Source organism: Actinocorallia longicatena, assembly GCF_039534125.1.
GTDB lineage: Bacteria > Actinomycetota > Actinomycetes > Streptosporangiales > Streptosporangiaceae > Actinocorallia > Actinocorallia longicatena.
Map to the genome: position 1 here is coordinate 1 of NZ_BAAAUV010000033.1, position 11,633 is coordinate 11,633.

General features: G+C 71.7%; 13 protein-coding genes. 6 read left to right on the forward strand and 7 right to left on the reverse strand.

Translation table 11 applies throughout. The features are described 5' to 3' along the window. Together ABD785_RS36050 and ABD785_RS36055 are read left to right on the forward strand one after the other, a co-directional pair. On the forward strand, positions 1-683 hold a 683-nt coding region (locus ABD785_RS36050), incomplete at its 5' end, for an Lhr family helicase (protein WP_425547864.1). Positions 684-960: 277 nt separating this feature from the next. Further along, the gene (locus ABD785_RS36055) at positions 961-1,095 is read left to right on the forward strand and encodes a hypothetical protein (protein ID WP_344837775.1); all 135 of its coding nucleotides are present in this window, start codon (positions 961-963) and stop codon (positions 1,093-1,095) included. Positions 1,096-1,184: 89 nt separating this feature from the next. Here ABD785_RS36055 and ABD785_RS36060 read toward each other — a convergent pair whose 3' ends face one another. Further along, on the reverse strand, positions 1,185-2,375 hold the full coding sequence (locus tag ABD785_RS36060) for an ROK family transcriptional regulator (protein WP_344837778.1): 1,191 nt from the start codon (positions 2,373-2,375) through the stop codon (positions 1,185-1,187). Between the two features lie 244 nt (positions 2,376-2,619). Between ABD785_RS36060 and ABD785_RS36065 the strand changes: the two genes are divergently transcribed. The 4 genes from ABD785_RS36065 to ABD785_RS36080 all read left to right on the forward strand — a co-directional run bounded on the left by ABD785_RS36065 (position 2,620) and on the right by ABD785_RS36080 (position 6,323). Then, positions 2,620-4,041, forward strand: a complete 1,422-nt coding sequence (locus ABD785_RS36065) for a glycoside hydrolase family 3 protein (RefSeq protein WP_344837780.1) — start codon at positions 2,620-2,622, stop codon at positions 4,039-4,041. Positions 4,042-4,431: 390 nt separating this feature from the next. Beyond that, a complete protein-coding gene (locus tag ABD785_RS36070; protein WP_344837782.1) occupies positions 4,432-4,911 on the forward strand; it encodes an RrF2 family transcriptional regulator in 480 nt (159 codons plus the stop codon). 144 nt (positions 4,912-5,055) lie between these two features. Further along, the gene (locus ABD785_RS36075) at positions 5,056-5,835 is read left to right on the forward strand and encodes a YndJ family protein (RefSeq protein WP_344837785.1); all 780 of its coding nucleotides are present in this window, start codon (positions 5,056-5,058) and stop codon (positions 5,833-5,835) included. Continuing rightward, positions 5,832-6,323, forward strand: a complete 492-nt coding sequence (locus ABD785_RS36080) for a DUF1990 domain-containing protein (RefSeq protein ID WP_344837787.1) — start codon at positions 5,832-5,834, stop codon at positions 6,321-6,323. Before ABD785_RS36075 ends, ABD785_RS36080 begins: the two co-directional genes overlap by 4 nt. Before the next feature lie 117 nt (positions 6,324-6,440). Here ABD785_RS36080 and ABD785_RS36085 read toward each other — a convergent pair whose 3' ends face one another. The 6 genes from ABD785_RS36085 to ABD785_RS36110 all read right to left on the reverse strand — a co-directional run bounded on the left by ABD785_RS36085 (position 6,441) and on the right by ABD785_RS36110 (position 11,564). Further along, positions 6,441-6,905, reverse strand: coding sequence for a Dps family protein (locus ABD785_RS36085; RefSeq protein WP_344837788.1), 465 nt, complete (start codon positions 6,903-6,905; stop codon positions 6,441-6,443). A gap of 103 nt (positions 6,906-7,008) precedes the next feature. Next, the gene (locus ABD785_RS36090; protein ID WP_344837791.1) at positions 7,009-7,362 is read right to left on the reverse strand and encodes a helix-turn-helix domain-containing protein; all 354 of its coding nucleotides are present in this window, start codon (positions 7,360-7,362) and stop codon (positions 7,009-7,011) included. Positions 7,363-7,473: 111 nt separating this feature from the next. Next, positions 7,474-8,754: a CinA family nicotinamide mononucleotide deamidase-related protein gene (locus tag ABD785_RS36095; protein ID WP_344837794.1), complete on the reverse strand. Its 1,281-nt coding sequence runs from the start codon at positions 8,752-8,754 to the stop codon at positions 7,474-7,476. 49 nt (positions 8,755-8,803) lie between these two features. Beyond that, the gene (gene pgsA / locus ABD785_RS36100; RefSeq protein WP_344837797.1) at positions 8,804-9,346 is read right to left on the reverse strand and encodes a CDP-diacylglycerol--glycerol-3-phosphate 3-phosphatidyltransferase; all 543 of its coding nucleotides are present in this window, start codon (positions 9,344-9,346) and stop codon (positions 8,804-8,806) included. 17 nt (positions 9,347-9,363) lie between these two features. Then, entirely contained in the window at positions 9,364-10,755 is a 1,392-nt protein-coding gene (gene rimO / locus ABD785_RS36105) for a 30S ribosomal protein S12 methylthiotransferase RimO (RefSeq protein WP_344837800.1), read from the reverse strand. Between the two features lie 38 nt (positions 10,756-10,793). Continuing rightward, on the reverse strand, positions 10,794-11,564 hold the full coding sequence (locus ABD785_RS36110; protein WP_344837803.1) for a helix-turn-helix domain-containing protein: 771 nt from the start codon (positions 11,562-11,564) through the stop codon (positions 10,794-10,796). Between the last annotated feature and the right edge of the window lie 69 nt (positions 11,565-11,633).

Genomic DNA, 11,633 nt, shown 5'->3' on the forward strand with positions numbered 1-11,633 from the left:
GGCGCGGGCGGGCCGTCATGCCCAGCAGGACGGGGCCGCCGACGGCGGCCGGACGCTGGTGGCTGCTGCCCGAGATCGACGAGGGAACGACGCGGCGGGGGCACGCGCTCGCCGAGTCGCTGCTCGAGCGGTACGGCATCGTCATCCGGGGCGCGGTCGCCGCCGAGCACACGCCCGGCGGATTCGCCGCGGTCTATCCGGTCCTGCGGGCGTTCGAGGAGAACGGCCGATGCCGGCGCGGGTACTTCGTCGACGGGCTCGGGGCGGCGCAGTTCGCGCTGCCGGGGGCCGTCGACAGGCTGCGGTCCCTCCGCGACGCCGGTGAGGGCCACGCCGTGGTGCTGGCCGCCGCCGACCCCGCCAACGCCTACGGGGCGGCCCTGCCCTGGCCCGAGACCGAGGGCGGCCACCGGCCGGGACGCAAGGCGGGAGCACTGGTCGTCCTGGTCGACGGTGAGCTGACCCTGTACGCCGAACGCGGCGGCAAGACCTTCCTGACCTGGAACGCCGAGCGGACACAGCCGGCCGTCGAGGCGCTCGCCCGGGCCGTCCGCGAGGGCTCGCTCGGCCAGGTGACCGTCGAGCGCGTCAACGGGACGACCGTCGCGGAGTCACCCCTGGCCGAAGTGCTGGAAAACGCCGGATTCCACCCCACCCCGAAGGGATTCCGCCTGCGCCGGTAGAGAAAGTACGAGAAGCGAGGCAACGTCGGGCGCCATCTGAGGCGTCATCAGGGAGAAGGCTTTGGGCCTGTCTCGAAGTCGGCGCCCGTGGCGAGCGGCGTCCAGGTGCGCCCTGGAGGTGCGGAGGAGGGCAGTTGACTTCGAGACAGGCCCTAGTCCGGACGGCGGAGACGGGATCGTTCTCACGGCCGATGATCTGGCCGCCGCCTTCTGACAGGCTTGTGATCACAACGGGGAATCGGCGGTTTCGCGACCGCCCGTCAACTGGGGAGTTGGCATGACATCGACAGCAAGGTGGGTGATGGCCCAGCGCCGCAAGCGCTTGATCATCAGCCAGACCCTCCGCGACCGCGCCCAGACGGACCCGCGCCGCACCGGCTTCACCGTCCCTGAACCCGCCGACGCGGAGTAGCGACGCCGAGCGGCACTGAGCGGAGGCTCCGGCGTCCGCCCTGCGCTCGTCCGGGTCCCCGCACCCACGCCCGCGCCCGGACCCCGGGATCAGTCGGCGGTGGTGGAGAAGACCTCTTCGCGGGCCTGGGAGAGGGCGGCGTGGAGGGCGCCCCGGAGGACCGGGTTGCCTTCGACCTGGCCGAGGACGATCTGGGGGCGGGTCGGGGAGATGCGGCCGACGGCCCGTTCGATGCGCTGGGCCAGGCCCTCGCCGCCGGCGGTGCCCAGTTCTCCGGTGATGACGACGAGACCGGGGTCCAGGACGATGTTGACCGAGGCCACGCCGTAGGACAGGCGGGTGGCGAGCTCGTCGAGGAAGGCGCCGCCGCGCTCCTCGTCGGCGGCCGCCAGCCGGACGGCCTCGATGGCCGACACGTCGGAGAAGCCGTGGGCGACGGCCAGCTCACGGACGGCGTCCGCGCCGACGAGCGAGCCGAAACCGCCGGCCAGCGCGGGCTGCCCGTAAGTGAGGGATTCGGTCACGCCCTCGGGGAGCGGCACCCCGGGGACGGGCAGATAGCCGATCTCGCCGGCGCCACCCGAGATGCCGCGGTGGAGACGGTCGCCGATCATGACGGCCAGGCCGATGCCCCGGTCGATCCAGATCAGGGCGAAGTCCTCGGCCTCGCGGGCGGCCCCGTAGGCGCGCTCGGCGACGGCCACGAGGTTCACGTCGTTCTCGATCACCACCGGACGCCGCAGATCGCGGCGCAGCCCCTCCAGGACGCCCTCGTGCCAGGCCGGAAGGTCGAAGGCGAACCGGACGTCCCCCGTCCGCGGATCGACGACACCGGGCGTCCCGATCACGAAGGCGTGCAGCCGGGAGGCGGCCACCTTCGCCGAGCGGCAGGCCTTCGCCACCGCCGAGTGGACGACCGCGACCGGGTCCTCGGCGCCGTCCAGCGAAACCGTGATCTCCGCGACGACCGCGCCGGTGATGTCGGCGATCCCTGCCGTCACCCCGCTCGGACCGACCTCGAGACCGGCGACGAAGGCGCTGGCGGGCACGACCCCGTAGAGCGCGGCGTTGGGTCCGCGGCCCCCGGCCTGCTCGCCCACGACCTCGACGAGGCCTCGTTCTTCCAGCCTGGCCAGCAGCTGGGAGGCCGTCACCTTCGACAGTCCCGTGCGCTCACCGATCTGCGCGCGGGTCAGCGGCCCCTCGGAGATCAGGAGCTCGAGAGCGGCGCGGTCGTTGAGCTCACGCAGCAGGCGGGGCGTCCCCGGACGTCTGGCCATGCTCGGTCTCCTGTCGGTCAATCCGGCTGAACGGGTTTTGTATAGGAAAGTTTCTTGTTAGTTTACTGTCCACAACTCCGCGCGAGCCAGAGCTCGGGTGGAGCCCACGCCAGTGAGCACGGGGCGCGCCGCGATCAGGGCCTGACGCCGGGACATGTTGGGAACTTTAAAGGTTCTTGACGGCTCCGGGAGGCCACACCAGCTGATCACTGCGCGAAGAAAGCCTGAGAGGGGATCCCTGACCATGACCGACGCGCTGCACCGACTCGCCCGGGCGACCCTGCTCGCCCCCTTCGAAGGGGCGACGCCGCCGGGATGGCTTCTGGAAGAGCTGAAGAACGGCCTCGGCGGGGTGACCCTCTTCGCCCTCAACGGCAACGTCCCCGACGTCGAGGGGCTGGCCGCGCTGACCGCCGCCCTCCGCGAGGCCGGTGACCCGATCATCACGATCGACGAGGAGGGCGGCGACGTCACCCGCCTCGACCACACGACCGGCAGCCGCTACCCCGGCAACGCCGCCCTCGGCGTGGTCGACGACCTCGAGCTGACCCGCCGGGTGTTCCGCTCGATCGGCGCCGAGCTGGTCCGGGCCGGGGTCAACATGGACTTCGCGCCGTCGGTGGACGTCAACAGCGCCACCGAGAACCCGATCATCGGCACCCGCGCCTTCGGGGCGACCGCCGACGTGGTCGCCCGGCACGCCGCCGCGTCCGTCGCGGGGCTTCAGGAGGCGGGCGTCGCGGCGTGCGTCAAGCACTTCCCCGGCCACGGCGACACCCGCGACGACTCCCATCTGTCGGTTCCCGTCGTCGACGCGGACCTGGCTCTGCTGCACGAACGCGAGCTCGCCCCGTTCAAGGCCGCGATCGCCGCCGGGACCCAGGCGCTGATGACCGCGCACCTGATCGTCCCCGAGCTGACCGGCGAGACCCCGGCGACCCTCTCCCCCGCCGCGATCACCGGGCTGCTCCGCGACGAGCTGGGCTACCAGGGCGTCGTCGTCACCGACGCGCTCGACATGAAGGGCGCCAGCGGGGAGATCGGCATCCCCGAGGCGGCCGTCCAGGCGCTGATCGCGGGCGCCGACCTGCTCTGCCTCGGCTCCCAGGAGTTCGCCGACTCCATCCGCGAGATCACCGCGGCGATCGTCGCCGCGGTCCACGAGGGCCGGCTGCCCGAGGCGCGCCTGGAGGAGGCGGCCCAGCGCGTCCGGCGGCTGAAGACCTGGCTGGCGACCCCGCGCACCGTCGAGCTCGACCGCGCCACCGGGCTCGAGGCGGCCCGCAGGGCCGTCCGCGCCCAGGGCCGGATCAGGCTGGCCGACCCGCTGGTGATCAGGCTCGAGGCCCCCGGCAACATCGCCGTCGGGCCGGTCCCGTGGGGCCTGGCGCCGTGGACCGAGGAGATCCAGCTCGACCCCGCGACCACGACCCGCGAGGACCTCCTGGAGCGCGCGGGCGACCGCCCGCTGGTCCTGGTCGTCCGCGACGCCCACCGCCACGAGGCCCAGCGCGCCCTCGCCGAGTCCCTGACCGCCGCCCGGCCGGACACGGTCGTCGTCGAGATGGGCCTGCCGGTCTGGCGCCCCGAGACGCCCCACCTGGCGACCTTCGGCGCCGCCTACGTCAACGCCTGGGCCGCCGCAGAGCGCCTCGGCCTCACCTGATCCCACCCCAGACCGGCGCCGGTTCCCGCCACTCCCTTCGAGCGGGACACCGCCGCCCTCCCCGGCCGGTCGGCCGCTCCCGGACGGCGCGCGTCCAGGGGCGGCCACCGGCCGGATCCACGTCGCCCCGCTGACGCTCCGTGTCCTCCCGCTCCCTCATCCATGCTTCCCGATCAGAAAAAGGGAGAATTTCATCGCGGGCCCCCGGGCCCAGCCCCTCAGTTCCGACCCATGACCTGTCTGAACGGTCAGAGCCCGGTCGGACGGTGGCCGGGGGTGGACAGCCTTGGAACGGGCCATTTCATGATCTTGAGGAGAATTCCGGGTTCTCCGAGGGGGTAAATCGGGGCAGTGGTGAAATGTGGCTCCAGAGAGAGGGATACTTACAGCATGCGATTGTCTGCTCGGGTTGATTACGCACTGCGCGCGGCGGCCGAACTCGCCGCCGCCGCGGCTTCGGGGGCGGCGGGGCACCCGGTGACCGCGGTGCAGCTGGCGGAGGCACAGCAGATCCCGCCCAAGTTCCTGGAGAACATCCTCGGGCAGCTGCGGCGGTCCGGCATCATCCGGAGCCAGCGCGGCCCCGACGGCGGCTACTGGCTGGCCAAGCCGGCCGACCAGATCACCCTCGCCGACATCATCCGCGCGATCGACGGCCCCCTGCTGGGCGTCCGGGGCGAGCGCCCCGAGCACGTCGGGTACAACGGCGCCGCCCAGTCGCTCCAGGAGGTGTGGATCGCACTGCGCGCCAGCGAGCGCTCCATCCTCGAAGAGGTCACCCTCGCCCACATCGCCGCGGGCGAACTTCCCCCCACGGTCCAGCGCCTCACCTCCGACCCGAAGGCCTGGGACAGCCCCGCCTACTCCTGAGCCCATCTCCGGCAAGCCCCTCCGCCCTCAGGCCGAGGGGCTTTTCCGTCCCCGCCTTTGAACGCGTTCATATGGTGCGCTACGGTCTCACCGGAGCGCTTCTTGAACGCGTTCAGAAAGTGGTGACACCGCATGATCCCCCTGGTGAACCTCCTGATAGCCGTCGGCATGCTCGCCGTCGTCCCGCTCGGACTCGCGCTCATCGAGGACGGCGGACGCCTGCGGCCCCTCTGGTACGCCGGGGCGCTGCCCGGGGCCCTGGCCCTCTGGCTGCCCCGTGGCGCCCTCGCCGTGGCCCTGGCCGCCCTCTACGCCGCCGCGACGGCGGTCCTGGCCTCCCGGGCGCTCCCCCGGGCCATCGCGGCCCTCAGCAGCCGTGAGGACGCCGCACGGGAGGCCGCCGTCGCCACGGCGCTCGCCGCGCCCGTCGTCGCGGGCGTGGCCCTGGTGGCCGAGCGCGGCGGGTACGCGCTGTTCGGCTACGACCCGGTCATCCTGCGGCTGACGGTCGCCCACTTCCACTTCGCGGGATTCGCCGCGGCGCTCGTGGCCGGCCTGGTGGCGCGGGCCGACGGCGGGCGGCTCGGCACGTTCGCGGCCTGGAGCGTCCCGGCGGGCACCCTGGCGGTCCTGTCCGGATACTTCGTCTCCCAGTGGGCCGAGTTCGCCGGGGCCGTGGTCCTGACCTGCGGGATGTGGGCTGTGGCCGCGGTCAGCCTGCGCGGCGGGGTGTGGCTGCGGGTCTCGGGGGCAGTGCTCGCCGGGGCCATGGTGCCGGCGCTCTGGTACGCCCTCGGGGAGGCGAGCGGGCTGCCGCATCCGGGGCTCGCCTGGACGGCCGCCACCCACGGCGTCGCGAACGCCCTCGGGTTCGGCCTGTGCGGAATGATCGGATGGCGGATGACGAAGGAGCCGGTGCTGTGAGCTTCACCTACGCCGAGGTCGGTGCGACCAGGACCGGAGACCTCCCCGACGGCTACCAGAAGCTGCGCGTCAGCCGGGTCGTGGGCCACGGGCCCGAGGCCTACCGCAAGGCCGGCGAGGCGCTGATGACCTTCCGGATGCACCGGCGGATCCCCGTCGGCCTCGTCCTGGACCGGCCCCGCGCCGCACCCGACGGCCTGGTCACCGTCCGGCTCGCCGGGGTGATCAAGGCCCCCTGCCGGATCATCTGGACCGTCGAGGACGAGACGGAGACCGGCTGGGCCTACGGCACCCTCGAAGGCCATCCGGAGCGGGGCGAGGAGAGTTTCCTCCTCGAACTGAGGCCCGACGGGGCCGTCACCCTGACGGTCACCGCCTTCAGCCGCGCCGCCCACCCCCTGGCCCGCCTGGCCGAACCGCTCATCCCGGCGATGCAGCGCCTCTACGCGCTCCGCTGCTGCGCCGTCCTCAGGCGACTCGCCCGCTGAACGCCACGGCCCCGGAAACCGAAGAGCCGCGCCCCGCGGCGGTGCGGGGCGCGGCCGTCCCCGAAGGCGTCTGCGTTCACCTTCGGTGTGGGGCTCCAGGGTGGTCCTTGATCGGGGCTACTGCTGCACGGAGAACATCCAGTGCTGCTTCTCCAGCCCGGCGGTGATGCCGATGAGCAGGTCCTGCGTCACCGGGTCGGGCTCGGTCTCGGCGATCCGCACCCGCATCCGCCCGATGACGGCGGCGAGCTGCTGGGTGATCGCGGCGATGACCTTGTCCTCGGGGAGGTAGCCGGGCTCCAGGGCCGGGAGGCTCGTGGACCTCGCCACGGTCTCGACCCGTCCGTCCGGGTTCAGCCCGATCATCACGGCGCGCTCGGCCACGGAGTCCGAGGACTCACGCGTCTCGGCGATGAGCTCGTCCAGGTGCTCGTGCACCTGCTTGAACGTGCGGCCCGTGACGTTCCAGTGCGCCTGCTTACCGGTCAGCGACAGGTCGATCAGGTCGACCAGCGCTCCCTGCAGGGCCGAACCGGTGACCTGCTGGACGTCGTCGGCCAGCACGCTCTTCACGGTCCCCATGGGTGATCCCCTCCATGTCGCTCAGAATTTCTCGGTCACCCTGAACAACACGGAAGGAACCCGGCCTATGCCCCGTAAGGGATAAGAAAGATCCCCGGACGGGTCAAGCCGCGACCATGTCCCCCCGTACGATCGCTTCCGGAGAATCCGGCACCGAGGCCGCGGGAACGGCGATGCGCTCGTGCTGCGGGGGCGGACCGGCGAGAACCGGTTCGGCCTGCAGTTCGGCGAGCGCCAGTAGATCGGAGACTTCTCGGAGGACGTGCGACAGCGGCACGCCCAATGCCTTGCAGATCGCCGCGAGCAGTTCAGAAGACGCTTCCTTCTGACCGCGTTCCACCTCAGAGAGATATCCCAGCGACACCCGGGCCGCGGCGGACACCTCGCGGAGGGTGCGACCCTGGCGCAGCCGGAGCTGCCGCAGAACGTCACCCAGCAGCTGACGAAGCAGGACCATCGCTCGCTCCCTCCCCTTCGTGCGGACCATCTGACTGTTCCACCGTACCCGTCCCGGCCGTGGCCTTGGCAGAGCCGGGAAATCGTGTTCGCTGCGAACGTAACGCTGTAATCAGGTCAAACCTTCCCGATCTTCCTGATCCTCTTCCCAGTCTCGAACCATTGCAACCCCCAATATTTCATGTCTTAGCAGGTCCAGTGCATGGACAACGGTCATCCGCCGGACCAGTGGACGTGCCCTGCCGCCGTCGGACGGCAGCGGCAGCACGGGGGTCACCGATCGGTTTCCCGACGGCCCGGAGATGCCGATATGGACGGTTCCGACGGGTTTCGCGTCCTGAGGGTCGGGTCCGGCCACCCCGGTGACCGCGAGGCCGTAGGTGGCCCCGAGCCGTTCGCGCACCCCTGCGGCCATCTCCACGGCCACCTGAGGGTCGACGGCCCCCCGCTCCTCCAGCAGCGCCTCCGGGACGCCCAGGAGGCTTCCCTTGAGCTCGGTGGCGTAGGCCGTCACCCCGCCCCGGAACGCGGCGGACGACCCGGCGGTGGAGGTCAGCTCCGCGCCCAGGAGGCCGCCGGTGAGGCTCTCGGCGACCGCGACGCTCTCCCCCCGGGCGATCAGCAGCCGGTTGACGGCCAGCGCCAGGGTCTCGTCCCCGATCCCGAAGACCGTCGGCCCCAGAAGATCGCGCACCCGCTCCTCGGCGGCGGCCAGCACCGCCTCCCCGGAGGCGGTGATCCGCACCTTCACCTCGGCGGGCGAGGGCAGGTAGGCCAGATCCACGCCCTCCATCGCCTCGACGGACGCCAGCCGGCTCGCGATCACCGACTCCCACACCCCGGCGGTCCGCAGCGTGAGCTGCGCGCTCGAGGCACCGGAGTCGAGCTCGGGGAGGACCGACCCCGTCATGATCGCCTGCATCTCGTACGGGACGCCCGGCAGCGCGAAGACCGGCCTGCCGCCCAGGACCAGCCGCAGCCCCGGCGCGGATCCCGCCGGATTGTCCAGCACGGCCGCCCCCGCGGGCACCTCGGCCATCCGCAGGGCCATCGGGCGCAGCGGCACCCCGTACCGCTCGGCGCGTTCCCGCAGCCGCTTCTCGATCATGGGATCCCGCTCGAGGGCCACCCCGGCCATCTCCGCGAGCACGTCGCGGGTCCTGTCGTCGTAGGTCGGCCCGAGACCGCCGGTGATGATCACGGCGTCGGCGTCGGCGTGGGCGAGGGCGTCGTTCACTGCCCCGGTGATCGCCTCGGGGGTGTCTCCCACGACCACGCTCCGCGAGACGGCCACCCCGATCCGGGTGAGCGCCTGACCCATCCAGGCGGCGTTCCCGTTGACGATGTCGCCGATCAGCAGTTCGTCTCCGACGGTCACCAGTTCGACTCGCACGGGTGCCACCCTAGTACCGATGGACGGACCGCCGCCGGGACTCTTGTTCCTAGGGACGCGGCTCGCGGAGCCTGGGCAGGGCGTCGCGGAGGTAGAGCAGGCCGCTCCAGACCGTCGCGAACAGGGCCGCGCCCATCATCAGCGGCAGCAGGGTCTCGCGCGGGCTGATGAAGATCGTCAGGGCGACCATCTGGAGGGCGGTCTTGGCCTTGCCCGCCAGACCCGCGGAGACGTCGACGCCCCGCTTGTCGAGCGGGATCCGCAGCAGGGTGATGCCGATCTCCCGCACCAGGATGACGATGGTCACCCACCACCACAGCTCGCCGAGGATCGACAGGCAGATGAAGGCCGCCCCGGTCAGCGCCTTGTCGGCGATGGGGTCCCACAGGGCGCCGAACTTGGTGCTGAGGCTCCAGGTGCGGGCCAGGTGGCCGTCCAGCCAGTCGGAGACGGCGGCGATCAGGAAGACCGCCAGGGCGGCGTTGCGCCAGCCGAGGCTGTCGTCCGGCAGCAGCATCAGCAGGACGAACGGCGGCACCAGGACCAGCCGCAGGACGGTCAGGGCGTTCGCGAAGTTCAGGTTGGAGACCACACGTGGCTCCACCTGGGTCACTGGGCTTCGCCCATGAGATCGACTCCCTCGCTGCCGGTGATCTCCACCGTAACAAGGGCTCCCACGGACAGCCCACTCCCCCTCACGGTCATGCTGCCGTCCACTTCGGGCGCCTGGTGGAATCCGCGGCCCTCCCAGGTGCCGTCGCCGAGGTCCTTCTCGACCAGCATCTCGATCCGGGTGCCGATGCGCTCCTCGGCCCGCTGGTCGGTGAGCTCCTCGGCCAGGGCGGACACCTCGGCGAGCCGGGCGTCGATCTCGTCCTGGTCGATCTTGCCGGACAGGGTCGCGGCCTCGGTGCCGTCCTCGTCGGAGTAGCCGAACACACCGATGGCGTCCATCCGGGCCTCCTCGAGGAAACCGGTCAGGTCGGCGAGCTCGGAGACGGTCTCGCCGGGGAACCCGACGATGAAGTTCGACCGCACGCCGGCCTCCGGCGACAGCTTCCGGACCGAGGCGAGCAGGTCGAGGAAGCGCTCGGGGTCGCCGAACCGGCGCATCCGGCGCAGGACGGGACCGCTGGCGTGCTGGAAGGACAGGTCGAAGTAGGGGACGACGCCGGGCGTCGTGGCGATCACTTCCAGCAGTCCCGGACGCAGCTCGGCGGGCTGCAGGTAACTCACCCGCACCCGCTCCACCACCTGGGTCAGCCGCGGCAGCAGCTTCTCCAGGGAGCGCAGGTCGCCCAGGTCCTTGCCGTAGGAGGTCGAGTTCTCGCTGACCAGGACGATCTCCCGGACGTCGTGCCGGGCCAGCCACTCGGCCTCGGCCAGCACCTCCTCGGGCCTGCGGGACACGTACGAGCCGCGGAAGGCGGGGATGGCGCAGAAGGTGCAGCGCCGGTCACAGCCGGAGGCCAGCTTCAGCGGCGCCACGGGCCCGCCGCCCAGGCGCTTGCGCAGCACCCGGGGGCCGCCGAGCCCGCCCACGGCGGCCGGGAGGTCGGTGCCGTGCCCGGGGACGTGGACGTGCGCCGCGGACCGCTCGACGGGCGTGATGGGCAGCAGCGTGCGCCGGTCGCGGGGGACGTGGGTCTCGCGCTTGCGCCCGGCCAGGACGTCGTCGAGCCGTTCCCCGATGGTCGCGTAGTCGTCGAAGCTGAGGACGGCCTCGGTCTCGGGCAGCGCCTCGGCCAGCTCCGCCCCGTACCGCTCGGCCATGCACCCCGCCGCGACGACCTTGGCGCCGGTGTCCTGGGCGGCCAGGAGGGTGTCGATCGAGTCCTTCTTGGCGGCGTCGATGAATCCGCAGGTGTTGACGACGACCACGTCGGCGCCCTCGGACTCCTCCTGGAGCTGCCAGCCCGACGCTTCGAGGCGGGCGGCGAGCTCTTCGGAGTCGGTCTCGTTGCGAGCGCAACCGAGCGTGACGAGGGAAACCTTAGGCATGCTCCCACGGTAGTGGCCGTTGGGGACAGCCCAGGACTTCAGGAGATCTTCGTGGTGTCCGGAACGCCGGGTTCGAAGGTGATCCGGACCACCTGGCCGTCCTTGCCGATCGCCCCGAGCTTCTTGCCGTTGACCGTCAGGAGGGCCGCCGCGCCGTTACCGATAATCACGCGCAGCCGCTTCCTGCCCTTGAACTCCTTGGCGGCGCTTCGGGGGATCATGCCGCTGAACAGGACCTTGCCGGCGTTGTCGCGGATGTTGACCCAGCAGGCCTTGGTCGCCTTGATCTCGACGACGACCTCGTCCTTCTTGCCGGCCAGCGCGACCGCGTCCTTGTGCGGGGTCGGCGGCGCGGTCTTCGGCTGGACGGCCGGGGCGGTCACGGGCGGCTTCTCGGCGAGGTTGACCGGCTCGGCGCGGCGGGTGTGGTCCTGGCTGAACACCTGGACGACCCCGTAGAGCACGACCAGGACCAGCGCGGTCGCCATCGCCGCGCTCCAGTTCGGCGTGCGCCGCTCCCGGAACCGCAGGGGACGCTCGGGCTCGAACGCCGTGGCCACCGAGATCGCCGCGGGGGCGCCGCCGTGCGCCTCGTCGTACTCCCTGACGAGCGGATCGGAGTCGAGGCCGAGCGTGCGGGCGATGCTGCGGATGTGGCCGCGGGCGTAGAAGTTGCCGCCGCACAGCGAATAGTCGTCGGACTCGATGCACCGGATCACGGTCTCCCGGATCCTCGTCCGCTCGCTCACCTGCGCGAGGGACAGGCCCGAAACACGGCGCGCCTCAGCCAGAGTCTCGCCGATGCTCATCCTTGAACCTCCGCCGTACCGCCGTGCTTTTCACCAGTGTAGAAAGGACGACCTACCTAGGCGATACGC

Bases quoted from the DNA above. Each gene is read 5' to 3' on its own strand.
- ABD785_RS36110 (WP_344837803.1), bottom strand. From the start codon at position 11,564: ATGAGCATCGGCGAGACTCTGGCTGAGGCGCGCCGTGTTTCGGGCCTG.
- ABD785_RS36090 (WP_344837791.1), bottom strand. From the start codon at position 7,362: ATGGTCCTGCTTCGTCAGCTGCTGGGTGACGTTCTGCGGCAGCTCCGG.
- ABD785_RS36060 (WP_344837778.1), bottom strand. From the start codon at position 2,375: ATGGCCAGACGTCCGGGGACGCCCCGCCTGCTGCGTGAGCTCAACGAC.
- ABD785_RS36065 (WP_344837780.1), top strand. From the start codon at position 2,620: ATGACCGACGCGCTGCACCGACTCGCCCGGGCGACCCTGCTCGCCCCC.
- ABD785_RS36055 (WP_344837775.1), top strand. From the start codon at position 961: ATGACATCGACAGCAAGGTGGGTGATGGCCCAGCGCCGCAAGCGCTTG.
- rimO (WP_344837800.1), bottom strand. From the start codon at position 10,755: ATGCCTAAGGTTTCCCTCGTCACGCTCGGTTGCGCTCGCAACGAGACC.
- ABD785_RS36070 (WP_344837782.1), top strand. From the start codon at position 4,432: ATGCGATTGTCTGCTCGGGTTGATTACGCACTGCGCGCGGCGGCCGAA.
- ABD785_RS36085 (WP_344837788.1), bottom strand. From the start codon at position 6,905: ATGGGGACCGTGAAGAGCGTGCTGGCCGACGACGTCCAGCAGGTCACC.